Annotated in this window: 21 protein-coding genes and 2 tRNA genes; 6 read left to right on the top strand and 17 right to left on the bottom strand. The window is 43.7% G+C overall.

What is annotated here, in order from left to right; all coding sequences use genetic code 11:
- The first annotated feature begins 342 nt into the window (after nucleotides 1–342).
- Complete coding sequence (locus D8S85_RS19850) at nucleotides 343–1098, top strand: M23 family metallopeptidase (protein ID WP_106624041.1); 756 nt, start codon at nucleotides 343–345, stop codon at nucleotides 1096–1098.
- Between the two features lie 149 nt (nucleotides 1099–1247).
- Here the strand turns inward: D8S85_RS19850 and D8S85_RS19845 are convergent, their stop codons facing one another.
- The 9 genes from D8S85_RS19845 to D8S85_RS19805 all read right to left on the bottom strand — a co-directional run bounded on the left by D8S85_RS19845 (nucleotide 1248) and on the right by D8S85_RS19805 (nucleotide 10443).
- Nucleotides 1248–2174: a fimbrillin family protein gene (locus D8S85_RS19845; protein WP_127075591.1), complete on the bottom strand. Its 927-nt coding sequence runs from the start codon at nucleotides 2172–2174 to the stop codon at nucleotides 1248–1250.
- A gap of 30 nt (nucleotides 2175–2204) precedes the next feature.
- Nucleotides 2205–4304, bottom strand: a complete 2100-nt coding sequence (locus D8S85_RS19840; protein WP_158641652.1) for a fimbrillin family protein — start codon at nucleotides 4302–4304, stop codon at nucleotides 2205–2207.
- A 33-nt stretch (nucleotides 4305–4337) separates the two neighbouring features.
- On the bottom strand, nucleotides 4338–5234 hold the full coding sequence (locus tag D8S85_RS19835) for a fimbrillin family protein (RefSeq protein WP_127075589.1): 897 nt from the start codon (nucleotides 5232–5234) through the stop codon (nucleotides 4338–4340).
- Between the two features lie 12 nt (nucleotides 5235–5246).
- The gene (locus D8S85_RS19830; protein WP_106624037.1) at nucleotides 5247–6134 is read right to left on the bottom strand and encodes a FimB/Mfa2 family fimbrial subunit; all 888 of its coding nucleotides are present in this window, start codon (nucleotides 6132–6134) and stop codon (nucleotides 5247–5249) included.
- Between the two features lie 12 nt (nucleotides 6135–6146).
- A complete protein-coding gene (locus D8S85_RS19825) occupies nucleotides 6147–7391 on the bottom strand; it encodes an OmpA family protein (RefSeq protein WP_106624036.1) in 1245 nt (414 codons plus the stop codon).
- Between the two features lie 117 nt (nucleotides 7392–7508).
- A complete protein-coding gene (locus D8S85_RS19820) occupies nucleotides 7509–8600 on the bottom strand; it encodes a helix-turn-helix transcriptional regulator (RefSeq protein ID WP_106624035.1) in 1092 nt (363 codons plus the stop codon).
- Between the two features lie 557 nt (nucleotides 8601–9157).
- Complete coding sequence (locus tag D8S85_RS19815) at nucleotides 9158–10063, bottom strand: HEPN domain-containing protein (RefSeq protein ID WP_106624033.1); 906 nt, start codon at nucleotides 10061–10063, stop codon at nucleotides 9158–9160.
- A gap of 158 nt (nucleotides 10064–10221) precedes the next feature.
- Nucleotides 10222–10305: transfer RNA gene (locus D8S85_RS19810), tRNA-Leu, on the bottom strand.
- Nucleotides 10306–10372: 67 nt separating this feature from the next.
- Nucleotides 10373–10443 (bottom strand) — tRNA-Gln (locus tag D8S85_RS19805).
- A 188-nt stretch (nucleotides 10444–10631) separates the two neighbouring features.
- On the opposite strand from D8S85_RS19805, the gene D8S85_RS19800 reads away from it, so the two are divergent.
- The 3 genes from D8S85_RS19800 (at nucleotide 10632) to rfaE1 (ending at nucleotide 16026) form a co-directional block, all read left to right on the top strand.
- A complete protein-coding gene (locus D8S85_RS19800) occupies nucleotides 10632–13820 on the top strand; it encodes a glycosyltransferase family 117 protein (protein WP_106624032.1) in 3189 nt (1062 codons plus the stop codon).
- A gap of 69 nt (nucleotides 13821–13889) precedes the next feature.
- Nucleotides 13890–14982 (top strand): peptide chain release factor 2 gene (gene prfB, locus D8S85_RS19795; RefSeq protein ID WP_118304733.1). Its coding sequence is split into 2 segments (ribosomal slippage): nucleotides 13890–13952 and nucleotides 13954–14982, totalling 1092 coding nucleotides; the frame shifts between segments, so codons are not numbered across the junction.
- A gap of 102 nt (nucleotides 14983–15084) precedes the next feature.
- Nucleotides 15085–16026 (top strand): D-glycero-beta-D-manno-heptose-7-phosphate kinase, encoded by a 942-nt coding sequence (gene rfaE1 / locus D8S85_RS19790; protein ID WP_106624030.1) that lies wholly within the window; start codon nucleotides 15085–15087, stop codon nucleotides 16024–16026.
- Nucleotides 16027–16144: 118 nt separating this feature from the next.
- Here the strand turns inward: rfaE1 and pdxT are convergent, their stop codons facing one another.
- The 3 genes from pdxT to D8S85_RS19775 form a co-directional block, all read right to left on the bottom strand.
- Nucleotides 16145–16711, bottom strand: coding sequence for a pyridoxal 5'-phosphate synthase glutaminase subunit PdxT (gene pdxT / locus D8S85_RS19785; protein WP_106624029.1), 567 nt, complete (start codon nucleotides 16709–16711; stop codon nucleotides 16145–16147).
- A gap of 94 nt (nucleotides 16712–16805) precedes the next feature.
- Nucleotides 16806–17675, bottom strand: coding sequence for a pyridoxal 5'-phosphate synthase lyase subunit PdxS (pdxS, locus tag D8S85_RS19780; protein ID WP_106624028.1), 870 nt, complete (start codon nucleotides 17673–17675; stop codon nucleotides 16806–16808).
- A gap of 397 nt (nucleotides 17676–18072) precedes the next feature.
- The gene (locus D8S85_RS19775; RefSeq protein ID WP_106624027.1) at nucleotides 18073–18942 is read right to left on the bottom strand and encodes a sigma-70 family RNA polymerase sigma factor; all 870 of its coding nucleotides are present in this window, start codon (nucleotides 18940–18942) and stop codon (nucleotides 18073–18075) included.
- A 287-nt stretch (nucleotides 18943–19229) separates the two neighbouring features.
- Between D8S85_RS19775 and rpmH the strand changes: the two genes are divergently transcribed.
- Entirely contained in the window at nucleotides 19230–19388 is a 159-nt protein-coding gene (rpmH, locus tag D8S85_RS19770) for a 50S ribosomal protein L34 (RefSeq protein WP_071595963.1), read from the top strand.
- Between the two features lie 16 nt (nucleotides 19389–19404).
- Here the strand turns inward: rpmH and D8S85_RS19765 are convergent, their stop codons facing one another.
- Both D8S85_RS19765 and feoB read right to left on the bottom strand, forming a co-directional pair.
- Nucleotides 19405–19566 (bottom strand): FeoB-associated Cys-rich membrane protein, encoded by a 162-nt coding sequence (locus D8S85_RS19765; protein WP_106624026.1) that lies wholly within the window; start codon nucleotides 19564–19566, stop codon nucleotides 19405–19407.
- Between the two features lie 37 nt (nucleotides 19567–19603).
- Nucleotides 19604–22081: a ferrous iron transport protein B gene (gene feoB / locus D8S85_RS19760; protein WP_106624025.1), complete on the bottom strand. Its 2478-nt coding sequence runs from the start codon at nucleotides 22079–22081 to the stop codon at nucleotides 19604–19606.
- 215 nt (nucleotides 22082–22296) lie between these two features.
- Between feoB and D8S85_RS19755 the strand changes: the two genes are divergently transcribed.
- The gene (locus D8S85_RS19755; protein WP_106624024.1) at nucleotides 22297–23088 is read left to right on the top strand and encodes a hypothetical protein; all 792 of its coding nucleotides are present in this window, start codon (nucleotides 22297–22299) and stop codon (nucleotides 23086–23088) included.
- On the opposite strand, the gene D8S85_RS19750 is transcribed toward D8S85_RS19755, so the two are convergent.
- From D8S85_RS19750 to D8S85_RS19740, 3 genes are read right to left on the bottom strand one after another with little or no spacing between them, the layout of a single operon-like run.
- A complete protein-coding gene (locus D8S85_RS19750) occupies nucleotides 23066–24121 on the bottom strand; it encodes a GNAT family N-acetyltransferase (RefSeq protein ID WP_158641651.1) in 1056 nt (351 codons plus the stop codon). The genes D8S85_RS19755 and D8S85_RS19750 overlap by 23 nt on opposite strands.
- Nucleotides 24122–24166: 45 nt before the next feature.
- Nucleotides 24167–25069: a DUF2156 domain-containing protein gene (locus tag D8S85_RS19745; protein WP_106624022.1), complete on the bottom strand. Its 903-nt coding sequence runs from the start codon at nucleotides 25067–25069 to the stop codon at nucleotides 24167–24169.
- Between the two features lie 44 nt (nucleotides 25070–25113).
- Nucleotides 25114–26853, bottom strand: coding sequence for a thiamine pyrophosphate-dependent enzyme (locus D8S85_RS19740; protein ID WP_127075587.1), 1740 nt, complete (start codon nucleotides 26851–26853; stop codon nucleotides 25114–25116).
- Nucleotides 26854–26904: the final 51 nt, after the last annotated feature.

The raw sequence follows: 26904 nt of genomic DNA, 5'->3' as shown, positions 1-26904 counted from the left end.
CTTTCATTGAGCCCCGAAATTAACCCGATGGAATTTCGGGGTATTTTAGGATATACCTCATTATAAATATTCTTCAACGTATTGGTAATTAGAAAAATATTCGCAACTTTTACATTGTATGAAGTTTGGATAAAATTTCCACTGGTAAGTCTGGAAGGGACAGGTTGAATTTCATACGATCTAAAGAAGGGTACCACACATTGGAAAAATAAGAGAATCGAATGTTTCCTGAATCTTACTTGTGGATTGATAATTTTTCTATAACTTGCCATTGACTATCTGTGAGAATTGTTTACACATCATATATAATATCCTTGATTCATTTCAAAACAGCTTTAAGTTATGATTTTACCTGCTATAGAAGATAAGATAGTAAGACGACCAGGATTGAATGTGCCAAAGACACATTATATACCGAATGATAAAAAGTCTGCTTTCTGGGATGACTTTTATACATCAGTTGCGAAAACAATATCGTTTAAAGCACCTGTTCCAAATTTTGAAAAATTAATTAATCCTTATTTTGGAAGATTTGGGATGCGGTGGCATCCAGTTATAGGATCTCCTCACTATTTTCATATAGGAATTGACATCAATTCTCCTGAAACAACTCCCTTTAATCCTATTGAAAAGGGCCTATTAGATTATTCAGGATATGCAAACATAAATGGCAATTACATTGTGATACGCCACCCTCATATTATTACTGAGGATGGTTTTGTATTGCATTCATTATATATGCATTGTAAGACTGTGAACGTGGAGTTTTCATGTTTCCAGAAGTTTTTACGCAGATTCATTTGTACTGATATACCTCTATCAAATTTAGCAATTGGGCAACATGAAATAATAGGTTTGATAGGGAGTAGCGGACATAAATTCAAGTACACTCCACACCTTCATCTTCAACTTGAATTTATTGCTATGAAAAAGAACATCAGAGTTGCAGTAGATCCAATTCGAATGTATGGACATGAAAGTTCTGACAACCTTTCAGCAAGTTTGAATAATATGGATGATTTCAAACTTTTTTACAAGGAAAATTTCCATGAATTGAGTGAATGGAGAAAATTTTTTGAAACATATATAACAGAGTAAAATTGAACTTGGTACACATCGTATTGCCAGCGGATATACTTACGCTACTTTACAAGAAAACAGACCGCCCTTGGAATACACATCCATGGCGGTCTGTTTATTTTTATGAACACTTATTCGAGTCCGCTATATTAAAAACTGTATGTCTACTATATTTTTTCGGCTTCACCACCGGTTAAATCTTCTGCCGGCTCCCATGGATTAATAGACAAATTGTTAGAAATTAACATTTTATCCTTACCAATTCTCAAGTTCATCTCGTAAGCCTTGCCTGCCTCCAAGTTAAGCCCGGAAGTCGGAACCACGTATTGATAGATTTTATCGTTACTCATGGTCACGTCTATCATCTTCTCACCCGGCTGTTGCCCTTGCGACGGATAAAATATGGCCTCATACTTGTCGTCTGCCACTTTATACATCAATATGTCTTGCGGTTGGTAGCCAGGAGCTATAACAGCCTCACCCGTAGTCAGATTAAAGTTTATGTAACTTGCCGTCTGGTTGAGTTTCACGCTCTTTACAGTTAAGTTCTTTCCATCAAACTCGTTTCCATAAATCATGTTCACGGTAAGCTTTACCAAGGCATGGTTAAAATCTATGCTCAATGCCTGAGTATTCGCATCCAAGTCGGTAGAAGGGACAAACCCCGAAATGTATTCATACACCAAATCGGCTGCTTCAGTACCTGAAGTCTGGTCGGGAACAATGGCAAAAGGCAAGTTTTCCACATCGGTGGCACTCACTTGAAAAGGTGCATAGGCATACACGTTTACCGGATCGGTAGCGTTTTTCCACAACATCTGGCTGGAAGCTTTCCAAGAGCCATTGACATTATTCCAGCGCACCATGTCGGTATTGTATTTATCACCAACGCCATATTCAAGGCAAAGTCCCAATGTATTTCCGGCATAAGGCGTGGAAGCACGTGAGAAAGCCTTTGTCACCATCGAGCTGATGCGTACCACCCCGTCTTGCGGATAATTTCCGTATTCCTGCAAATTGTCGTGTTCGCTACTGCAAGCAGCAAGCCCCGCAATCAAAGCAAAGAAAACCAATGTATTTTTTATGTATTTCATATCGAATGTTCTTTTTAATAATTGTTCTATTTATTCCACTGCTTTTATATCGTGAGAAGAAGAGGTGCCTACACCACCCACAGTGGGTAAGTCTGAGCAACCTGACGCATTATACCAGCAAGATTTCGTTTGAATATATCCTGCATCTTCTCCGATAAAAGCCGCAACAGTATTTTTTACACCTACAACCACATTCATTTGTCCTGTAAACGAACAATCCGTAGCCGTGAGGTAAGTACACCAACCGGCAAATCCACCCACTCGCTGAGGACAAGTAGACTTCACATTTCCTTGTGCCGAGCAACCTTCCAACACAACCCTTGAGTCTTCGTCCCAACCTTCCAAAACTCCAGAAAATCCACCACATCTCCAGTCATTGGATTCGACATTGGCATATGAAACGCAATTCTTTGCCTTTACAGAACAATACAAAACGCCGGCAAATCCACCAACAGTCCAAGAACCGTTCACCGTCCCTCTCACGGTACAATTCTCAAAAGAACCTTCGAAAGCAGAACCTACCATTCCCCCAGTAAATCCATATCCTGTCACTTTCACATCCACCGAACAACCATTAGCCACCAAATACGAAGCATCACCTATCATACCACCGGCATATCCATAATCCTCGGTAACTGTTACCGTACCGCTCACGTGTACATTATATAAACAAGGTGTTGCACTAGAAGACGGATTTAGTGCACCGGCCAAAATACCAGCATGATGTGCGCCCGAAATAGAAGCGTTGCGTATAGTAAGGTTTTTCACTGCATAATCCGATGTAGAAGTAAGCCAGCCGAACAATCCCAATTTACCCGCATCCGTTCTATTGATTTTCAAATTTGATATAACATGGCCTTGTCCATCAAACAAACCACCAAACCCAATACCACCGGCACCATCAATCCACATTCCCCAATCATTGTCCCACTTATAATCAGCAAATCCGATAGAAGTCCATTCCAGATTATTCAAATCGATATCTTGAGTAAGGACAAAATACTTGCTTCCACTAAAAGAATCGGGAATACGATCATTTATCTCTTGCGCCAAATAAGCCAACTGTGCTCCAGTCGCTATTTGATACGGATCGTCTTTCGTTCCGCTACCTCCGGCAAGAGCCGTGGCCACCGAACCATCCCACACGTCGACATTCGTTACCACGTCAGTTTCCCCGTCAAGCGCTTCCCCGTTTTCCCAATCGCTTACCAGGATGTTTCCGGCCGTGATATAATCTTTTCCCACTTTTATCGGCAACTCGTACTTGTAATTGCTTTCCAGCGTGATATCCTCTCCGGAAGTCCAAGTGTACTTATTACCGTTAATGGTAACATTCACCGAGAATCCACCGGCCGGTACAGTTTGCGGCAACAAAAGACATTCATACGTGGCCGCGGCCTTCTTGGTCCTGCCGCTTCCGGAAGTATAATCAACCTCGTAAAGCTGCACCTCTACCGGTGCTACCGATGCGTAATCCCATGTCTGGTCATCGATATTGAAATTACCTTTCGAGTGAGTACCCCCTATCGTCAACGCTGCTACCGGATTTTGTTCCGTACCCGGCAACTCGTTAAATTGATAATCCAGCGTCAGTTTCAAACTTATCTTGGACATCAGGTGAGAAAAATTCACTGCAACCTTTCCATCATCCATGGTAGGCAAAGCCTCCGTGGGAGCCATGTACAAGTAATCACCTTTCTTAAAATCATTCTCATCACGTTGGTCTTGTACCACCTCGAATTCGGCCTTTCCGAAATTAGCAGATGACAGCACCTCGTCGTTTTTATACAACGCGGCCACCATAACCGGATTCTTCACGCTTGCCCACAACATCTGCAAGGCATCCCCTACCGTGCCGTCTGCAGCCACATTGTAACTTTTCCACGTGTTTCCCTCCGGCTTCACGGCTGCATAATAATCGTATTTCCCCGCCTCGGAACCGGACACGCGCAACATGAACGCTTGCATGTCGGCCACGTTATCCATACCAACGCGAGTCTGCACCTCGTTTATAGAAGGCACTATTTGCATCTCTTGACCCGAGAAGGAACCTATATTCGAGTCGTCATTGCTACAAGCAGCCGAAGCTAGCAGTAGCGTACTCCAAAGAGCAATTTGTCTTAATTTCATAGCTATCGTATATTTATTCTCCATTTATTCTTTTTAATCCAAAGCTTCCCCTCCGCTAATCTCGTCCCCTTTCAACCAATCGTTTATAACAATACTTCCAAGAGAGAGTTCGTTACGCCCAACGGTCAAATTGATGATCGTGTATTTTCCACCTTCAAAATCTATATCCGTATCGTGCTGGTACACGTAATCTCTCCCGTTTATATTCACTTTTATCGTTTTTATGCCCGATTGAGGCACGACAATGGAAGCATAACTTTGGTTAGCCTTCACCTCTGCCAACGCAAAAGTTCCTCGTTCCGTACCTGCAACAACGGTCTTTTGCAAATAATTCACCTTGCATTTCGTAGCCACGTCATCCAGTGTAACACTCGCCACTTCCGGCCCATCCGCTCCCCATTGGTTACGGAATTCCAAATTCACGATAATTTTGGCCAGCAAGTGATCAAAAGTAAGCGACACGGGATTTGCCTGCGCCTTTATCCCATTCAAATTCGTGGCTACCAGCAAATCACTCTCCTCCAAGTTGGCATTTACTTCAAAATCGCTTTCCTCCAAATTAGCGATAGACTGGGCGTTGGAAGGATATACCCCGATGAAAAAATGCTCATCGCTCATGTTCTTCCATAACATTTGAGGAACAGCCTGCCAAGTTCCGCCAGCAAGCGTGTTTATCGCGTTATCTACCACGCGCTGCGATATATCCGGCACAGATGCCTTGCTTCCGGTCCATGCATACACGCTAATTTTATCCCCGTTTTCAAACTCCTGCGAACCATTTTCGGCCACAGCCACACGAGTAAGAATGTTTGTACTTATGGTTATATACTCCGAAGCATCATTTGTAACAGGGTCTTTCTCGCCATTATTACAACTGCCCAGCACGCATACCATCGATGCCAAAGCCATATTAAACAAATACTTTTTCACCGTTATTCTGTTTTAATTATTAGGATCCAATATTTCTCCGCTTATAGTCCACCCGTATTTCCAATCGGTAATCTTGATCGCCGACACACGCAAATAAGGCTTCAACTCGTTGTAAGAAAGAGTCAGTTCGTATTTCCCCGCTGGTTTCATCCGCGGGGCATCCACGACGCATTCAAAGGTAACGCCATCCGTTGTCGTCAAAAACAATCCCAACCGCGAGCCGGACTTTCCTTGAGCCGTGGGCATCACCCGCATGGCCTCCGTGACAATCGCTCCATTCTTTTCCAACGATTCGGGGAGAATCACCTCCGTCATGGTTTCTGTCGTGGGCAAACCGTACTGCCCGTCGGCATCCTTACATGCAGGAAGAATACCTTCCGCCGGCTCGTACACCTTCGTATTCAGACGAGCACCGGACGGAACCCCCTCTATCTTTATCGCGAGTTCTGACAAGATACGTTTCATGGGCAATGTCACCAACTGATTTTCATTTTCACGCACCTCCACTTGAACCGTACTGTAAAAAGCATGTTCAGACAGCGGGTCGGGAGCAGACGTGTAAAAAGCAAGCGTTTGCATTTCGTTCTGATTCTTGTACGTCAACGGTGAATTGAAATTAAGAGCAGAAACGACAACGTAGTTTCCTGCCGGCAAATCAAAACACTGAGAAGACAAATCCTTCGCCCCCTCGTAAAAATATTCCTTCACCAATTTACCATCAACTTGGTAAATCCACAAAGAACCGTTCTTCACTTTCGTTTGAGAAGCATCAAGCTCGTCATCGAAAGTCGAGCGTACGCTTATCCCGTACAACTCTTTTTCATGGGCATTTTTATCACATGCCGACATGCAACTTACTATCGCGCATATAAAAATGTATAAGAATGTATTTCTTGACATATTTTATCCTCCTTATTCATTAACTTTCGTATCCGTCTCCGCCCGGCGAGCCTCTTCGGCCGACTTGTTCTTGTCTACCCCCGCACCAATGGCAGATATACGCGAAGCATCAATATTAAACTTCTTAACCAACCAATCCTTTATCACTTTTGCACGAGCCTCCGACACGCGATGATTTACAGCATCAGAACCTTTACCATCGGCATATCCCTTTATACGGATATTTACTTCCGGGTGCTCTTTCAACAGACGAGCGATTTGGGCAACTTTTCCACGCTCTGAAGATTCAATCCATACACTGTTGAACGAGAATCGAATAACAGGGAATACCAGCTCGTGACGTGAAGTCTCTACAATCTCCGCCACATCTTTCCGGGCTTCCGCGATAGAATCCTTCGCTTCTATCCTTGACGGTTGTTCCTTTATCACCGCTTCTTCCTTAGTTACCGGTTCTTCTTTTTTCACTACCGATTCTTGACCAACAACAGGAACCGGGTTAGCAGATGCAGGCTTCTTACCTTTTTTACCAAAAACAAAGCCTAGCCGGATACCGCTTCCCCACGTGTAATTATTCTTGTGCAGGTACTTGGGCATTCCATCCAGACGACTGCCGGTCAGGTACGTCAATCCGCTATACACGCCTAATTGCACTCTATCAGCCACCCGGTAGCCCACCTGCAAATTTCCACCTAAGCCCACGTGCCACTTGGTGTTCTCTTTATTTAATGTTTGACCGGATTTATTATTTTGAATATCCGCTTTCGTTCCTACGGTGGAAAGTGCCGGAGATAAATCTACCGACCATCTGCCATACTTCGTGCGGGAAAAGAAACCCAACAAGTTGATATTAAGTTGTACCCCGTAGCGCTGCATGAACACTTTACTTTTCAGGTCACCATAAGCAACTCCCTCCATGCCGAACACGGGAGCGTTATAACGCACGCCGTCTGCACCATACCAATAGTTCCTATCCAGACAGCAATCCTGCACGGTCAAAGACATCTTGGAAAAAGCCGTTTGGACTTCAAGTGATAACGCGGGAGTGAAACGATATCCGGCGAATGCACCCGCGTCCCAACCAACATGTGTTTTATCGGCACCGAACGAGCTGAATGTACTCACCCCAAAAAGCGGTCCGCCTTGAACTCCACCATACCATTTTCTTTCTTTAATAGAAGTATTGTCTATTTTTTGACTATAACTGATGAAACTGCACACCCCGTTTATCATCAAAATAATGAAAAGTCTTTTTAGCATAATTCTACCTTTATTTTTTCGCGAAAGTAGAAAAAGGGCTATGACAGGGGTGTTCAACAATGTAAAATTTACGTCCAATCACGTAAAACTATGTCCAAATCCGTAAAAATAGACTTATTAAACGCTTTTTACATCCTGCTTACCTGAATAAATTTTCTGCCATTTCAAGAAACTGGTACGGCTACCGAAACCGCAGCGCTCTATCAATTCCACTTGTTTCATCTTGGGGTGCTCCTTCTGAAGTTGAACGGCATATTCGATGCGAAACTTATTGACATAAGCATAAAATGACCCATACTCTTTGGTTATCACCGCGGAAACATAACTTCGATTCTCCCCCACCGCCAAAGCGATATCCATCAACTGCAAATTTGACTTTAAAAACATACGATTTGTCTCGATACACGTGCGAATCTTTCCCAGTATCTCGCCATAACGTTCATCGGAAAGGTGGAAAGCTCCTTTGGCAACCTGCATGGAATCCTGCAACGCGTACTTCTTTCCATTACGCTGCGGATAAAGAATGATCAAGATCAATAATGTATGCAAGAAACAGAGCAATAAATCAACTGCCGCTTTTACCATCCTGCTATCCGACACGTACAACACCCACATATTGAGCATAAGAAATAAAACAAGCACGATAGTTATTCGGGCAAAACGTAAAGGAAAATCTTGTTCGTTGGAATACTCGTCATACTGAAACTGACGGATATCAACATATACTCTATATAAGGTATAGCACATCGTCACCATCGATAATACCGCCATCATCACGGACAACAAGCAAACAATATGCGCCCGTCCGGCCAAAAGATCTCCACCGCGCAATGCCAATAAAAACAACACGCACAACAAAACGGAAGATATGATCCACACCGTGTGTAATGACATACGCCACCATATCCGTTCCGTATAATGGAAATACCGGTTCAACAAGACCGTGAATATCACGGGATAAAACAAGATACCAAACACCCGGACATACATCCAGGCATCGAAAGACGACAAATACATCAAATACGGAAACTGAAACAGAATTAAAAAATAGCATACAGTTACCTGCTTGCGTGCCGGATAATAATAGGCTTCCTCCTTATCAAACGGACGGCACATGTGAAACCAACGCAACACGGCACAGATCAGTCCGGAAAAAAGACACAATATATTAGCCGTGTAATAAAATATATCATTCCCTTGCAATGTCATAGTATTTCCCCTGTCACCCTTTAGTCTAAAACAAGGACAAATATACGAAAATCAAGGTACTTATATACCACTTTACAATGAAAAACGAAGTAAACTTTTCCCAGGAAATACACGTGTATCTTCCGTGGCATATTCGATGTTCTTAGGGATTAAAGACGTATCAAAGACGAATCAAAGACGTTACAAAGACGTTCGTGAACGTCCCTGACACCTCTCCGTGGCGAAATGAATGGGTGCTTGTCTTAGAAATGAATTCCTTATCCATTGGATTACGCATGGTAAATATTCCTTCTTGCATGCGGGAGTTAACATCTCACAACAAAATCGTATATAACTACCAAAAAAGTAACCGTGAAGCAACCCTAAAGCAACCGAGAAGATACCGTAAAGATACCGAGAAGCTACCCCACATTTGCTCTTTATTCGAAGTTTACTCGTTGCTCAACCAATCCCAATCGGCTGAGCAACGGCTCAACAACGACACAGCAACGACGAAGGGGTAGCTTCTCCCCAGCTTTTCGGTAGGATTACCTATGCTTCTCTTCTAAAACAGACTCTTACTTCCTCTTCTTTTCCGTCTTCGACAACTCCTCGTACTCTTTTATCCTCCGCTCGCACGCTTGACGTGTCACCTCGCCAAACTTTTCGACTTTTACCATCAAGTCGTCAATATCTTCCCGGTTCACTTTAAATTCCGGATTATAACGCGCTTCGATGTACGAACGCACGAGTATTTTAAACAATCGCTCCTCCTCTTCATTCCCGACAGGAAAAGCACGAATCAGTTCGGGAGCGTATCCTCGTGAAGCTCTAAAAAGCTCATCCAAATTATGTTCCTTATCATTTTTAAGGGTAAATGTCAACAAAATCGCGTTGAATAAATTTTCACAAGCCTGATGCAAATTAAAAGAAGACATCACATATTCTTCTTTATCACACATGAAAGCAGCTTGCTCCACGAAAAGTTTGGATTTAGCGAGTTTCTCTCTGAAATATTCTTCCCCCTGCCTCTTTATTTCTTCAAACTTCAACGGTTTCCGCCTCGCCAGTTTATTATTCCCGCGATTATAAAGCATGATCCCGTCACGCTTCAATTCCGTATAAAAATAGCGACCGTATTTCAAATCTTCATTCACTTTCTTTAGGCTATCATGGATAAATTGCACGGGAACCCGGTAACGATAGTCGCCCCGCTTGCCGTAGATACTACGGACGCGTGCTAACTTATTTTCAATTTTGTCATAACTCCAGGCATTATTTATAACCAATATATCATAATCACTTTTAAAAGAAGTAGGTATGCCAAATTCCTCTCGCTCGTCATAGCTAACGTAAGTACCGCGGGCATAACTTCCATAAAGGATTATCATTTCACAAACCGGAATTTTATCCAAAATCAGTTCAACGAGATATTTCAGGTCTTCCCGATTTTTCTTGGGCAGGAAAGCAATCGACTTTTTCATAACAGCTACATATTTAAGAACAAATATAGCATTTTTCCGGCAGAAAGGTTACTAGGTTTATCTTGAAGAGAAAAAAGGGATCAACCTTCTTACTAGGAATTCAATCGGTTATAAAATAAAAAATGGTCTGACAATCAAATGACTATCAGACCACCTTGTACCCAGAACAGGACTCGAACCTGCACAGCCGTACGGCCACTAGTCCCTGAAACTAGCGTGTCTACCGATTCCACCACCTGGGCATGATGTCGAAGAACTGGAATAAAAAGCCTTGCAACTTCCCTGCTGCAAGGCCCCTCTTCATGTTTGTTGTCCCACAAGGATTCGAACCTTGACTGACAGAACCAAAATCTGCTGTGCTACCATTACACAATGGGACAATCTTTATGTCGTTTCAACAACCGTTGTTGTTATTTTGACGCTGCAAATGTAGAGTATTTTTTTATTTCGCCAAAACAAAATGCAGAAAAATTAAAAGAAAATTGCTATTTTCGTGCTGTCGAAAAACGACTTTTTTGTTATAACCTTGAATATTAATAAGAAATATAAATTCAAACTAAGGAGAAGCATGTGCAACATTAAAAATCACCCAACATTAAGCTACAGGTTGATCAATAATGTCACCGGATGGGTGGCGTTCGTGGTGGCCAGTATTACTTACATTCTTACGGTCGAACCAACAGCCAGCCTTTGGGACTGTGGTGAGTTTATTACAACCTCGGTCGGACTGCAGGTAGGACACCCTCCCGGAGCGCCTCTATTCATGATTATCTCGCGCTTGTTCGCCATATTCGCACCGAGTCCTGAAACACAATCCTACATGATCAATATCATGTCGGCCCTATGTTCCGGGTTCACGATTCTATTCCTGTTCTGGACCATCACGCACCTGGCTAAAAAAGTCGTGGTGAAAGAAGGAGAAGAATGTTCCATGGGACAATTGTGCGGGATCATGGGAGCCGGACTTATCGGGGCATTGACCTACACGTTCACGGATACGTTCTGGTTTTCAGCCGTCGAAGGCGAAGTGTATGCCATGTCGTCCCTGTTCACGGCTGTCGTGTTCTGGGCCATCCTGAAATGGGAAAATGTTGCCTTCCAACCTTACGCCAACCGCTGGTTGATTTTTATTGCCTACATGGTCGGACTGTCCATCGGTGTTCACTTGTTGAACTTGCTGGTAATCCCTGCCATTGTATTTATATACTATTTCAAGAAATACGAAACCACCAAGTGGGGTATTATCAAGTCGGCAGCCCTCTCTATCGTTATACTGGGCGTGATCATGTGGGGTATTATCCCGGGCGTGATTATCGTTGCCGGTTGGTTTGAATTGCTGTTCGTGAATGGCTTTGGGATGCCTTTCAACACGGGTGTTATTATTTACGCGCTACTTTTAATTGCCGGATTGACTTTCGGAATTCGTTACACGTTAAAACACAACCACACGGTAGTGAACACGATCTTAACCTGTTTCGTGGTTATGCTTATCGGGTACTCCTGCTATGCCATGGTCGTTATCCGCTCCGTAAGCAATCCCCCGATTGACGAAAACAGCCCGGACAACGTGTTCTCGTTGCTTTCTTACATCAGCCGCGATCAATACGGGCAGGAGCCGTTGGTTTACGGTCCTTATTTCAACGCCCCGGTTATCGGCGTGGAGGATGCCGGACCTGTTTATTACCAAAACGAGAAAACGGGTAAATACGATATCGTGGATCATAAAAAAGAGGTGAAATATGATCCTCGCTTCTGCACGATCCTACCGCGTATGTACAGTCAGGCTCGCGAACCACAGGTGTACTATGAATGGGTGGGACAACCCAAAGGCCCCGTGTACATGGTGGACGGACAACCCATTCAAAAACCGAGTTTCGGACAAAACCTGAGTTTCATGTTCCGTTACCAACTCGGACACATGTATTTCAGATACTTCATGTGGAATTTCTCCGGACGTCAGAATGATATTCAGGGACACGGAGATTTCCGCTATGGCAACTGGATATCGGGTATTCCATTTATAGACAATATTCTGGTCGGTGACCAGAGTTTAATGCCGGACACGTTGAAACACGACAAGGCAAATAATAAATATTACATGCTCCCGTTCATTCTCGGATTACTGGGTATGTTCTATCAATACCAACGGGGAAAACAAGGGAAGAAAGATTTCTGGGTGGTTATGCTGCTTTTCTTCTTCACGGGTATTGCCATCGTACTCTACTTGAACCAGTATCCATATCAACCGCGGGAACGTGACTACGCTTACGCCGGATCGTTCTACGCCTTTGCCATCTGGATCGGATTCGGGGTTCTTTACTTGTGGGATCTTCTTCAAAAGAAGATGGACCCACGCAACGCGGCGATTATCGTCACCGCTGTTTGCCTGTTCGCTGTTCCGGTAAACATGGCAGCACAGAACTGGGACGATCATGACCGTAGCGGACGTTACGCAACGATTGCCCATGCCAAGAACTACCTAAGTTCGTGTGCTCCGAACGCTATTCTGTTCACGTACGGGGATAACGACACGTTCCCGCTATGGTATGCACAGGAGGTGGAAGGTTTCCGCCGGGATGTACGCATCGTGAACCTGAGTTTGCTTGCCGGAGACTGGTACATCGATCAGATGAAACGGAAGGCTTACGAAAGTGACGGGGTACCCATTTCCTTCACGAAAGACCAATACCATGCCGGAGTGCGGGATTTTGTCACGATTGAAGAACGGGTGCAACAACCTTTCAGCATGAAAGACGTCATGGAATTCGTTGCCAGCGACAGACCGGAAACGAAATCCAACCGTTACCAGGGAGGTGCCGTGGACTTTATTCCGACACGCAACCTGTATATCCCCGTGGACAAGGAAAAAGTGTTGGCCAATGGAACCGTACAACCCGAAGATTCTGCCTTGATTGTTGACAGAGTAGAGATTCAATTAAAAGGAAATTCCCTAACCAAATCACAATTAATGGTACTGGATATATTGGCCACCAATAACTGGGAACGTCCGGTATATTTCGGGGTCGGCATGGGACAAGACAGTTACATGGGCTTCGACAAATACTTCCAGCTGGAAGGAGCCGCGTATCGCGTTGTACCGATCAAGACGGAAAACAATTCTGCCTATTATGACTTCGGACGTATCAACTCGGCAATCCTGTATGACAACCTGATGAATAAATTCGTCTGGGGTAACATCAAGGACCCGAAAGTAAATATCGATCATTTCCACGACAATACCATTGCCGTGATGAAGTACCGGAATACGTTCTTGCGTTTGGCAGAACAATTAATGCAAGAAGCGAGCACGGAAACACGTGTTATGGGAGACTCGATTATCAATGAAATCACGGATTCCACTAAAATTCAAGAAGCCATCAGGGTGCTTGACAAGTCTCTGGAAGAAATTCCATTGTATCAAGTTCCGGCCGACTTCTTCTTGTTGAATTATATCTCGATCTACTACGCTGCCGGCGAGTACGAGAAAGGAAACGATCTGGCTTGGGCCTTGGCTCTTGACAACGCACAAACGCTGAGATATATCGGGTCACTTTCTCTGAATCGCAGAAAAGCGCTGGAAAACGACGAGAGAAGAAGTATGCAAGCGTTGCAAATGCTCGTGGACATGGCCAGAAGAAACGGGGAAACTGCTTTTGCCCAAGAAATTCAGGACATGGTGGAAAGCACGTTAAGCGGACGACCTGTAACCAGCAAGCGGGTAAACAAAAATTTCCCGATGGCTAACCAAAACAAGTGAAATAACGTACACGAAAACATTCGTCCCTTCGTATGGAGGGACGAATGTTATTTATAAACTTAATACACAATGATCACAATAGACCATATTAAAGAATTGGCAGAGCGAGGTGAAGCATTGAGGAGGTATCTTTGACATCGATGGCAAGAAGATACAACTCGCTGAAGAAGAATTAAGAACACAGAATCCGTCACTGTGGGACAATCCCAAGGAAGCAGAGGCCTTGATGAAGAAAGTCCGAGAATTGAAATCCTGGATTGAAGGCTACGAACAGGTGACCTCGGCCGTGGGAGACTTGCAGGTACTCTTTGATTTCGCCAAAGAGGGTGAAGCGACCGAGGAGGAAGTGGATGCCCAATACCAAGAGACCATTCGGGTGCTGGAAGACATCGAGATGCGTAATATGCTACGCCGGGAAGAAGATCACTTCGGGGCCATCATGAAAATCAACTCCGGTGCCGGGGGAACGGAAAGTATGGACTGGGCCAGCATGCTGTACCGGATGTACATCCGCTGGGGAGAGTTAAACGGTTATAAGGTAAAACACGTAGACTATCAAGAAGGTGAAGAGGCCGGTATCAAATCAGCTACACTGGAATTTGAAGGTGACTACGCTTACGGTTACCTGAAATCCGAAAACGGGGTTCACCGACTGGTTCGTTTATCACCGTATAACGCGGCCAACAAACGAATGACCTCTTTCGCCTCCGTGTTCGTTTATCCTGCCGTGGACGACACGATCGAGATCACGATCAATCCCGCCGATATCAGTTGGGACACCTTCCGAAGTGGTGGTGCGGGTGGTCAGAACGTGAACAAAGTGGAAACCGGGGTGCGGTTACGCCACGCTCCCACGGGAATCATGATCGAGAACACGGAATCGCGCTCGCAGTTGCAAAACCGTGAAAACGCCATGCGTTTGTTGAAAGCCCAATTATACGAATTGGAGTTACAAAAACGCCAGGAAGAACGGGATAAAGTGGAAGGGACAAAAAAGAAGATCGAGTGGGGATCACAAATCCGCAGTTACGTGTTCGACGACCGTCGGGTGAAAGATCACCGCACCAACTACCAGACATCAAACGTACAGGCTGTTATGGACGGAGAAATCAACGAGTTCATCAAAGCCTATTTGATGATGTTCGGTGGCGGAGAAGAGTAGAGGCAATTAATTTATGATTTATGAATTACGATTTACGAATATACAACCTCTGGTTGCTTAAAGAAAATCTAAAATCATAAATCTAAAATCTAAAATGAATACATGGATTTAAACTTTAATAGCTGCAAAATACTGATCGTCGGGGACGTGATGCTTGACAAATATTATTTCGGGAAAGTGGAACGGATTTCCCCGGAAGCTCCCGTTCCGATAGTAAATATCGTGAACGAGGAATCCCGTCTAGGCGGGGCTTCAAACGTGGCCAACAACATCACGAGTCTTGGTGGGCAGGCAACGTTGTGCGGGGCTATCGGCCACGACTTTTTCGGGAAAGAGATTGAACGCATGGCACGCCAGAAAAAGATCAAGACCGGTTTTGTCAAGACCGAACAACCCACGATCACGAAGGCGCGCATCATCGGGGGAAGACAACAGATTGTTCGTATAGATTACGAGCAACAGTTGGAACTTTCCGAAAAAGCAAGAGAAGATCTCCAAACCAGTCTTGCCTCTCTTCTCCAAGAACACCCTACCCTTATCATCTCTGATTATGGGAAAGGCATGATCACGGAAGAACTATGCACGTACTTGATAAAGACGGCCAAATCACATGGTGCCCGTGTTATCGTAGATCCTAAAGGGAAAAATTGGGAAAAATACTCCGGAGCAGATTTGATTACCCCAAACGTGAAAGAATTAGGAGACGTTATCGGTCATTCGGTGAAAAATAACGATCCGGAAATTACCGAGGCTGCCCTAGAAATCATTCACCGCTACGGATTGTCGGCACTGCTTGTCACCCGAAGCGAACAAGGCATGAGTTTGATTTCGGATCAAAATATTCTACATCTTCCCACACACTCTCAAGAGGTGTTTGATGTAAGCGGAGCCGGAGACACGGTGGTGGCAGCACTCTCGTTAGCTTTAACCCAAGGGCAGGAAATCACGGAAGCCATGCGTATTGCAAACGTGGCAGCCGGAATTGTTGTTCAGAAAATCGGGACGGCAACGCTTAGTATCGAGGAATTAAATGCAAATCTATAAGGAACTACCCCCTTCGACTCGCTTTTACACGGGAGGGATATCGTTTGGTAATTAACCCTCCCCCGGTGTAAGGGGGAGTTGGAGGGGGTAGTTGTAAAAAATACTTGTTAGAAGTCTTTTAAATCTTAGATACAAAGTATTTCAGGAATGCCGTATTATCGGTAAGTTCCGGGTGGAATGATGTGGCCAACATATTCTTTTCTTCTGCCGCAACAATATGTCCATCAAGTTCACACAGCACGTTTACTCCTTCCTTCACACTTGTAATATAAGGGGCACGAATAAACACCAACTCAATCTCGTTAGGATCTACTTCCGGAATCACTTTCTTCGTGGCAAAACTATCAATCTGGCTCCCGTAAGCATTACGCCGAACGGCAATATCCATTACGCCCAAATGAGTAACCGAATCGTTCACGAGTTCTTTAGCCAACAAGATCATTCCCGCACATGTTCCCCATACCGGTAAACCACCCTGGATTTTCCCGCGTAAAGGCTCCATAAGTCCCGTGCGATTAAGAATTTTTCCCATGGTAGTACTCTCTCCTCCCGGTAGAATAATAGCATCAATCTCTTCCAACTGCTCCGGGTATTTCACAATCACGGGTTCATGGCCGATGGCCTTTATCTGGCGTTCGTGTTCAATGATAGCCCCTTGAAAGCCTAAAATTCCAATCTTTTTCATGACAAAAAAATATAAGGTTTATAAAGTTCATAAAATCTAAAAAGTAAGTTACCTTATGAACCTTATAAACCTTATGAACTTTATAAATTATTCTTTACCAGCCTCTTTCAGCGTATTTGTTTTCCAATTTACTGATTTCCAATCCGGACATAGCTTCACCCAAGTTCTCGGATAATTGAGCCAATTTAACCGGGTCGTTGTAATAAGTTGTCGCTAAAACGATAGCTTTCGCTCTCTTGGCAGGATCGCCTGATTTGAAGATACCAGAACCAACGAATACACCCTCGCAACCTAATTGCATCATCAAAGCTGCATCAGCCGGAGTAGCAATACCACCGGCAGCAAAGTTTACTACAGGCAATTTACCATTTTCATGCACGAATTTTACCAAATCATAAGGGGCACCCATCTCTTTGGCAATCGTCATCAATGCTTCAACCGGAGCCGCTTGTACCTGATGAATATCATTGTTCAACTGACGCATATGTCTTACAGCCTCTACCACGTTTCCGGTACCGGCTTCTCCTTTCGTACGAATCATGGAAGCACCTTCGCCAATACGTCTTAAAGCCTCACCCAAGTTACGGCATCCGCAAACGAACGGTACTTTAAACGCGGTTTTGTCAACATGATACAAATCATCTGCCGGCGTTAAAACTTCACTCTCGTCAATATAATCAATGCCAATGGCCTCCAAAATCTGCGCTTCCACGAAGTGACCGATTCTCACTTTTGCCATTACAGGAATAGATACGGCATTTTTTATAGCCTTGATCATCTGAGGATCAGACATTCTGGCCACACCACCATCTTTACGAATATCCGACGGAACTCTTTCCAATGCCATTACAGCACATGCTCCGGCAGCTTCAGCAATCTTTGCTTGTTCAACATTGGTTACATCCATGATAACCCCGCCTTTCAGCATTTGTGCCAGATTTTTGTTTAATTCATAGTTTCCCATAAGGTTCTCATTTATTTATGTGTTCATAATAATAATTCTCCACTATTCCTAACGCTCCTGGGAGTCACATATTTATGATTGACAAACCCATTTTCTCAAGCATTTCCAATCACACCAAACACCCCCGCTAAAACGGGGAACAAATATAGCAATTAAGTTGAAAAAACTAACTTTATAAGCATATTTTAGTTGCAGACTGTAAGTACATAAAATACAGATACCAACAATCTAAAAGAATGCTAGCCATCCCACAATTCCCTCTAACACATAAATTTTGTATGAAAAGATTATCAGAAGAAAAGACAAAAAGTCAAACAAAGTGTACCTTTCCATAAATTAAAGAATGAAACTTATGGACGAAAGAACTTTCTATAAAAAGAAATCATTCACCTACCTCTTATAAATAGGTCTTCAACCGTTTACTACGGCACGAGTTTTTCAGTTTCTTGATGGCCTTGGACTTAATTTGTCGTACCCGTTCGCTCGTCAGACCAATCCGGTCGCCAATTTCTTCCAATGACATTGCCGAATAACCTCCCAAACCGTAATACATCCGCAGGATTAAAGCATCCCGTTCATCCAGCATCGTCAAATAGCGATCGATTTCCGTCCGCAATGAATCGGCATTCATCTCCCGTTCTGCATCCGATATGGCATTATCCCCGGTAATCATCACGTCATATAAGCTGGACGAATCCTCGTCTGCCGACAATGGCGCATCCATGGATACGGGACGATTGGCTATCCGCAAACTATCTTTAACCTCCTTCGTGGGAACATCCATTTTCGAGGCTATTTCCTCTACCGTAGGTTCCCGTTGAAATTCCTGTTCCAGACGGAAAAAGAATTTATTCACTTTGTTAATGCTACTGATTTTGTTCAATGGTAACCGAACTAAACGAGAATTCTCCGCGATTGCCTGTAAAATCGATTGCCGAATCCACCATACGGCGTAAGAAATAAACTTGAATCCTTTCGTTTCGTCAAAGCATTCGGCAGCTTTTATTAATCCCAGATTGCCCTCGTTTATCAAATCCCCCAAACTTAAACCGTTATTCTGGTATTGCTTGGCCACGGAAACCACGAAACGCAGGTTACTCTTCACCAATAGTTCTCGTGCCTCTCGGTCACCCGATCGGATCTTCTTGGCTAAAGCAACCTCCTCATCCGGCGTCAACACGTCGATTTTCCCAATCTCCTGCAAGTATTTCTCTATCGAGAACGAATCCCTGCCAGTGATTTGTTTGCTAATTTTTAACTGTCTCATAGGTCTCTTCGTATAATTGGCTTAAAGTTAATCATCTATTTCAGTAAAACAAATATTCGAACTTTTTTTTTCATGTCTACTCAAAGAAATATACGAGGATATATTAACTTTGTTGTCTGAAAGCCTCATTTAATTAAAACATACACCATTAATTTAGAAATCATTCGAATAATTAGAATAAAACACCATTTGAATCGAGATAATTTTGCAAAAATCTTTGGCACAATAAAAAAAATACCTACTTTTGCAGTCCGAAGTGAGAAAATAATAACATAAGAAATATTGCAATGAAACGTACATTTCAACCATCCAACAGAAAGAGAAGAAACAAACATGGTTTCAGAGAAAGAATGTCTACCGCTAACGGTAGAGCAGTTCTAGCTAGAAGAAGAGCTAAAGGTAGAAAAAAATTAACTGTTTCTGACGAGCGCAGACACAAGCATTAATATAAAAAAGCTGCTTTTACAAGCAGCTTTTTTTATTCGTACCTTTTCCCCCGCAACCGCAATTACAACCGCATCCTTTTCCTTTCTTTGCATTCCGAAACAAACGATAAATACCTCTTCCCGCGAAAACAAGCGCTATCGCCACAATTATATACGTCAATGTTAGTTGTATTTCCATTTTCTGATTTTAGATTAAAATTCATTCTACCGGACACTTAAATAATTAAATCCAATACCTGCTTTAAGACGAAACATACACACCAAGCCAGTACCGTCGTATAGCCCATCACGAAAAATGCCCACTTCATTCCAATCTCTTTGCCTATGGCGATCAAGGTCGCAAAGCAAGGGGAATAAAGTAACACAAAGATCATAAATATTATGGCCGTAATCGGAGTAAAACCATGTTCCCGCAAACACATTTTCAAGGTCGCATTCGCCCCGTCATCCTCCTCCGCAACCTCTTCACCCAGGTATAAAACGGCCATCGTACTAACCACAACTTCTTTTGCTGCTACCCCGGTCAATAAACTGACTCCCGCTTTCCAGTCAAAGCCAAGCGGTGTCCAAATCGGCTCCAAAGCTCGTCCCAATCGACTGATATAAGAATTTTCCTGACGTTCGCTTACCACTTGTCGATGCAGACTCTCCAGTTTTGCATCCTGCTCCTCTTTCAACATTTCAGCGTTCCCGACTCCGGAAGTGATCGTGGCCTCGTAAGCCCTTGTCACTTCTGCTTTCTTTTCATCATACTGTGCTTCCAGCTCTTTATCCACGGGGAAATACCCCAAGGCCCAAATCAAAATGGATGCAAACATGATGATACCTCCCATTTTCTTCAAGTACTGCTCCCCTTTACTCCACATATGTCGCACCGTCGTTCTCAAGGTCGGCATTCGATACGGGGGCAACTCCATCACGAAGGGCACTTCCTGTTTGTGGAAAAGCACCCGTTTAAATAACTTAGCCATCACGATAGCAGCCAGTATTCCAAAAAGATATATTCCAAAAAGAACTAATGCCGCGTAATCTTTGAAAAACGCCCCGACCAACAGGATATACACCGGAAGACGGGCACTGCAAGACATGAATGGATTGATCAATATTGTCAATATCCGGTCACTCCGGTTCTCCAGCATACGCGTTGACATGATGGCCGGCACGTTACACCCGAATCCCATGATCATCGGAATAAAACTTTTCCCGTGCAAACCAAGTTTATGCATCAACTTATCCATGATAAATGCCGCACGAGCCATGTATCCCGTATCTTCCATGAAAGAAATAAAGAGGAACAATATCAATATATTCGGTAAAAATACAATCACACTTCCCACGCCACCGATAATACCATCCACTAACAAATCCTTTAGAGGTCCGGCACTCATCTGGTTATCGACAAATTCACCTAAAGCTCCAACCCCGGCTTCAATCCATTCCATCGGGTAACTTCCCAAACTAAACGTGGCAAAAAATGTTACGAACAGGAATAATAAGAAAATCGGGAACCCGAATAATTTATGCGTGACAATAGCATCGATATATTCTGTTTTACGCCTTCGATTCACAGGGCTCTCCTTATACGTCTCTTTCAATGCCCCGGAAATAAAACCATATTTCGTATCGGTAATAACCGACTCCACGTTTTCCCCGTACATTGTTTCAATCCGTTCAACCCGCTCTTTCACGACCTTCAACAACTTTTCCCGCGAATGATCCCGCTGCACGAATTCCAACGCCTCTTTATCTCCTTCCAATAACATCAACGATAAAAAACGAGGAGACATGTTACAAGTTAAATCTTTTTCATCTTTCAACTCGGCCCGAATGGCAACGATGCTGTCTTCAATTTCTTTCCCGTAGTTTATATGGATATGCCGCACGGTTTCGCTTCTTCCCTCATACACCTCGATAACTTCCCGTAACAGTTCCTTGACTCCTTTTCCTTTTGACCCGATCGTGGGCATCATCGGCATCCCGATCATCCGTCCCATCTCCTGGTAATTGAAAGTTGCCCCGGAACGTTCCAACTCGTCGTACATATTCAAAGCGATCACCCCTTTCACATCCATGTCAATCAATTGTGTTGACAAGTAGAGATTACGCTCCAAATTAGACGCATCCACCACGTTAATCACCACATCGGGCGCGTTATTCATAATATATTCCCGCACATACTTTTCTTCATTCGAATAAGCGGAAATAGAATACGTTCCAGGCAAATCGACCACGTTAAACTCGTAACCTTCAAACCGGAAGGTAGCACTCTTCGCATCGACCGTAACCCCTCCGTAGTTTCCCACGTGTTCTTGGGCACCACTCATGTAGTTAAACAGGGTTGTTTTTCCCGCATTGGGGTTACCCACAAAAGCAACATGTATATGTTTATCCCGACCTTCCCAATGCTTGGCGAATGCTTCTTCCGCATCGCGGGCACTCCCGGACACCCCGACAATATTAGCAGCCTCCTCCAAAGACACGATTTCAATAAACGCCGCTTCCTGCCGCCTTAAAGAGATTTCATAACCCATGATTGAATATTCAATCGGATCATTCAAAGGTGCATTTTTCACGGCTTTCACCACTTTGCCCCTCACAAATCCCATTTCGTTTAATCGCTTCCGAAAGGCTCCATATCCTTTCACCTTGGTAATAACGGCACTTTCTCCGGTTTTCAGTTCTGACAGTAACATATAAACATCTTGTGATTAGTATCGCGAATGTAAAAACTTTATTTTTATTTTTTCTAAATAAACGCAGAATAATGACTAAATTTTCATTGCTAATAATTATAAAATTTATTAACGAAAGAGTTTCCAAAAGAAGCGTCTACCGAAATTTATCGAGGGAAACGACGAATCTTTACTTTTTTGCTCTATATAACCAACAAATAGTTTACTTTTGCAATATGAAAGCAGAAGATATAGAAAAACAAGACGGGCAAAAATGGCAAAGCGTGAACCAATTGCTATCGCAGGCAGGTTCGCACTTAAACATCTTGGAAGAAGAAATTGATATAGACGTACAACACCAATACATGGATCTTTTGGAACATCTTATCCATGGTGGGAACTTTAAAGTATTAAGAGAAGACGCGATTGTACATGCGCAAGATCTATTTGACGAGGCCGTTGATGACGAAAAGAAAAAAACGTTGTTAGTCTTATTGTCCATGGTCGATGACATTTCTATATACCGGAGTATTGAATCGTTTCAAAAACAAGACACCCCTGTCAAACCATGGGCAACCATAGCGTTACAACAATCTCGAATGCTGATTCAATCCAACTTGCTGGACGAAGCAACCGTGTTCGTATCCACCGGCCTAGGTGGTCACGGCTCGCTGTTACGTTATTTTTGTGTCTATGTTGCTAACGAAGGTGTCACGTTACAACCTTTCCAGTGGGATGTTGTCAAAAAAGAAACGGAACTGGTCGTAACCCAAAACCAAGGAGAAATCGAACAATTCGAACACTTCGAGAAATACATCACGTTTATTTTTCTGTTGCCCATTGAGGCTGATCTAAAAGAAATTTTCAATTCAATTATAGATGAATGTAACACGTATGGGAACTTTTTAAGTGAAAATGTCATCATCACGAACGTGAAAAAACTTTCCCTCGAAGAGATTGATGATTTCTTGGCATCCAAATCACCCAAGCATAAAACAAGACGTTCTAATCCAACATCAAGCTTATAAAGGGACTACATTTTTTGAAATAAGGCTCCAACCGAGGAAAATGTTCCGGGTGGTAGCCTAAAAGCAATTGTGTCAGTTCCTGCACGGATAACTCCACCTCTACCTGCTTTCCATTATCACAAATACAATTCCCTTTTCCGATTACATATATTCCCGTATTTTCCGGAATCCAGTCATCCGTCACTTTCAACACGAGATTCTGTTCCGGATTATTCACAGCATACAAACGTAGCATTTGCTCCACGTCCAACACACGAGCCATTCCCCGATGCTCGTCGACTTTACCGGAAGGAAGTTCCCGACAATATATCTCCGCTGCATCCAAATACTTCATCACTCCCCACAGAGCCACCTGCTTGACATCATCGGAATCATACATTCCGTCCTGTATCAAAACGTGATTTCCCATCGGTTCAGCAAAAGCCATTCCAACAATATTCCTATCACTATACACGACAATCAAGGCCCCGCCATCCATTCGCAAACTTTCCACGATCACTTCAAAATCATCCCGTTCATGTTGCACGCAACAAGGGCGCAAACGCATCATTGACTGAAAATAATGAAACACATCATCCGTTAACAACTCCTCGTCCCGAATAGCTTCTACGCGAAAATGATCTGCAACTGGTTTTTCCAAGACCGTGTAATGTTCCGGGGTATAATCAAAAACAGTCGCATACCCCATCTTCCCGTAATAAGCGTACAACCATTCACTGGCCGGGATCAGAGTACTCATGAGAATCTTTCTCCCTCTCATCACGTAAAAAGCCTCCCGTAACAATTTCGTCATCACACCCCGAGCCCGGGCCAACGGATGAGTACAAGCCCCCGAAATATACCCTGTCCTAATTTGTGTACCACCAAAAGTCATTGGGTAAATAGGCGTCTGCAAAGCGGCAATAGCTGCACCTTGTTCATCCCAATACACCAGAGCATTCTCTTCTTTGTATTTTTTGTCAAAATAGAATTGAACGAACTCTTCCGTATCGTCAAAACATACCCTCCACAACTCCATGACTTCTCGTTTCATTATACGCATATTTAAATTAAACCACCTTTTGAATCATCGACTTTCTCATTTCCAATTTTCAATTAATTCGGCATACCCTTTCTCCAATAATATCACCGGATGATAAGATAATTTTGCCTTTCTCAATCCCGGTATTCCCAAATCTTCTTCCCGATTCAAATAAACATATTGCTCCGGGATATGGCGTGCGAATTCTTGATTCAAAATACTATATGAACCGTCAATACGACTATCAGCCTTCTCGATATGAACGGCAAAGGTATCATGATTCACCGGGGCACCATACGTGAACCCGACAATTTCATCGTCCACCCAGAGCGCTCCTCCTACCAAACCAAGAGCATCAAAGTTCCGTAACGCGGTATTCAGTGCCTTTCGCTCGTTTATCAAACTTTCCTCGTCCTCACAATCATGCTCCTCACACCATTTTTCCTCCAGTTCCAAACAATGCGGGATCAAATCTACAGTTAACGGCGTGTACTTGTAATTATAGGTACGTTTGAATTTATTCACGTGATTCCGCTTGGGTTGAAAATTCTTTCCTTTCAATTCAGCCAACTCCTGACGGGAATAAATATAATCAAAATAATCCCGATCCAACCGATAATCAAAACACCCAGGAAACTCCCGGTTGAACCATTCTTCCAATTCCGGGAAAACCCCGTGCACACGTAACACGTGGCCTTCAGCCTTTGCCTGCAACTTTAATAACTCAATCACATCTTTCACATTTCCAGTCCCCACGGGCATCGTGTACACGACACTCTCCTCGTCCAAAGTAAAACGAACCACAAGGCAGTCATCAACCACAGCATAATGACTATTGGTCAAGAATTGCCACGTGTACAAGTTTACAAACGAAAGATTGCAATCCCGGTTTCCACATGCCAAAAAATAAGTCGTTACTAACTCTTTATCCTCTATCCTAATCGGTTTAAAATCTATCATATAACTACTTTTAATTTCCGTCACAAAGATACGATCTTTCTCATTTATAAAACCTCCTTCATATGTCTAAAATTAGAACTGATCGAATCCAGTATCTCATGCGTCCGTCCGTTTATCATCAATTTATACATGGATTGGGCAAACCCCATCATCTGGCTCCACTCCACTTTAGGCGGCATGGCCAAAGCGTTCGGATCTGTCATCACGTTTACAAGTACCGGCCCGTCAATATTCATCGCCTGTTCCAGCACGACCTGCACGTTCTCCGGATCATTCACCGTGAATCCTTCCATTCCCATCGCTTTCGCCACTAGCGCAAAATCCGGATTGTCCATATCCGTCTGCCAATCCGGTAATCCGGCAACTTCCATTTCCAGCTTCACCATTCCCAAAGAACGATTATTGAACACGATAATTTTCACGGGTAATTTATACTGTACGATTGTCGAAAGATCCCCCAGTAACATAGAGATTCCACCGTCCCCACACAAAGCCCAAACTTGCCGCTCCGGAAAGGCCAGCGAGGCCCCGATCGCTTGCGGAATAGCATTTGCCATTGAACCATGATTAAAAGAGCCTAACATTTTTCTCTTTCCCGTTCCGTGCAGATAACGTGCTCCCCATACACACGTCATCCCCGTATCAACCGTGAAAATCGCATCCTCCGACGCCAATTGATCCACGACGGACATCACGTACTCCGGATGAATTTTGTCTGTTTGTCCTTTTTCCTCCACGTAAGCATTCAAGTTCTCCTTCACCCGTTCATACCCTTTCAATTGTTTCTGCAAAAAATCATCCGTCTGTTTTTGCTTGATACGGGGTAACAGTGCATGTAACGTACTCTTCACGTCTCCACATAGCCCCATAGCCACCTTGGCCCGTCGGCCTAAACGTTCTGACTTAATATCCACCTGCACGATCGTGTTGTTTTCCGGCATAAAGGCTGCATATGGGAAATCCGTTCCCAACATCACCAGCACTTCTGCCTCGTGCATACTGTCATACCCGGAAGGCATCCCTAGCAAACCAGTCATTCCCACCTCGTTAGGATTATCATATTGAATTTCCATCTTACTCTTAAAAGAATATGCCACGGGAGAATTCAACAACCCGGACAATTCCACCACTTCAGCGTGGGCATCCTTGGCCCCGATTCCACAAAACAAGGTTATCTTCTCCTTCCCATTCAATAAATCAGCCAACGCATCCAACTCTTCATCCGAGGGACGTATGGAAGGATGTGTCGGGAATGTCTTAACGGCAGAAAATATCTCCTCTACCCCACGAGCAGTCACGTCCCCGGGAACCCCGATCACGGCTACTCCCGAACCAGAAATTGCCGCTTGCATGGCAGCCTGCAACATACGAGGCATCTGGCTAGGCGTGGTTGCCACCTGGTTATAACAACTACAATCTTCGAACAACTTCATCGTGTCCGTTTCCTGAAAATAACGAGACCCGAATTCACTCGTGGCCATCGTGGAGGCAATCGCTAACACGGGGGCGCCCGAACGATGCGCATCATATAGCCCGTTAATCAAATGAACGTGTCCCGGACCACTACTTCCAGCACAACAAGCCAGTTGCCCGTGTAATTGAGCCTCCGCCCCAGCCGCATAAGCTCCGACTTCCTCGTGGCGCACGTGAACCCATTGTATCTTACCATTTTTCCTTACGGCATCATTTATCTCATTCAAACTATCGCCCGTGACGGCATAAATTCTTTTCACGCCGACCTCAACCAGCATATCAACCAACTGTTCTGCAACTTTTTTTGCCATAGATCCTGTATTTTATATTGTTTTTAGTCTCTATGGCTAAAACGAAAAATA

The sequence above is a fragment of the Butyricimonas faecalis genome, assembly GCF_003991565.1.
Lineage (GTDB): Bacteria > Bacteroidota > Bacteroidia > Bacteroidales > Marinifilaceae > Butyricimonas > Butyricimonas faecalis.
Note: the sequence above shows the minus strand (reverse complement) of the source record. Positions and strands in the feature narration are given on the sequence as shown.

Coding starts and splice junctions, on each gene's coding strand:
- D8S85_RS19850 (WP_106624041.1), top strand. CDS start 343: ATGATTTTACCTGCTATAGAAGATAAGATAGTAAGACGACCAGGATTG.
- D8S85_RS19845 (WP_127075591.1), bottom strand. CDS start 2,174: ATGAAATACATAAAAAATACATTGGTTTTCTTTGCTTTGATTGCGGGG.
- D8S85_RS19840 (WP_158641652.1), bottom strand. CDS start 4,304: ATGAAATTAAGACAAATTGCTCTTTGGAGTACGCTACTGCTAGCTTCG.
- D8S85_RS19830 (WP_106624037.1), bottom strand. CDS start 6,134: ATGTCAAGAAATACATTCTTATACATTTTTATATGCGCGATAGTAAGT.
- D8S85_RS19825 (WP_106624036.1), bottom strand. CDS start 7,391: ATGCTAAAAAGACTTTTCATTATTTTGATGATAAACGGGGTGTGCAGT.
- D8S85_RS19820 (WP_106624035.1), bottom strand. CDS start 8,600: ATGACATTGCAAGGGAATGATATATTTTATTACACGGCTAATATATTG.
- D8S85_RS19815 (WP_106624033.1), bottom strand. CDS start 10,063: ATGAAAAAGTCGATTGCTTTCCTGCCCAAGAAAAATCGGGAAGACCTG.
- D8S85_RS19800 (WP_106624032.1), top strand. CDS start 10,632: ATGTGCAACATTAAAAATCACCCAACATTAAGCTACAGGTTGATCAAT.
- rfaE1 (WP_106624030.1), top strand. CDS start 15,085: ATGGATTTAAACTTTAATAGCTGCAAAATACTGATCGTCGGGGACGTG.
- pdxT (WP_106624029.1), bottom strand. CDS start 16,711: ATGAAAAAGATTGGAATTTTAGGCTTTCAAGGGGCTATCATTGAACAC.
- pdxS (WP_106624028.1), bottom strand. CDS start 17,675: ATGGGAAACTATGAATTAAACAAAAATCTGGCACAAATGCTGAAAGGC.
- D8S85_RS19775 (WP_106624027.1), bottom strand. CDS start 18,942: ATGAGACAGTTAAAAATTAGCAAACAAATCACTGGCAGGGATTCGTTC.
- rpmH (WP_071595963.1), top strand. CDS start 19,230: ATGAAACGTACATTTCAACCATCCAACAGAAAGAGAAGAAACAAACAT.
- D8S85_RS19765 (WP_106624026.1), bottom strand. CDS start 19,566: ATGGAAATACAACTAACATTGACGTATATAATTGTGGCGATAGCGCTT.
- feoB (WP_106624025.1), bottom strand. CDS start 22,081: ATGTTACTGTCAGAACTGAAAACCGGAGAAAGTGCCGTTATTACCAAG.
- D8S85_RS19755 (WP_106624024.1), top strand. CDS start 22,297: ATGAAAGCAGAAGATATAGAAAAACAAGACGGGCAAAAATGGCAAAGC.
- D8S85_RS19750 (WP_158641651.1), bottom strand. CDS start 24,121: ATGAAACGAGAAGTCATGGAGTTGTGGAGGGTATGTTTTGACGATACG.
- D8S85_RS19745 (WP_106624022.1), bottom strand. CDS start 25,069: ATGATAGATTTTAAACCGATTAGGATAGAGGATAAAGAGTTAGTAACG.
- D8S85_RS19740 (WP_127075587.1), bottom strand. CDS start 26,853: ATGGCAAAAAAAGTTGCAGAACAGTTGGTTGATATGCTGGTTGAGGTC.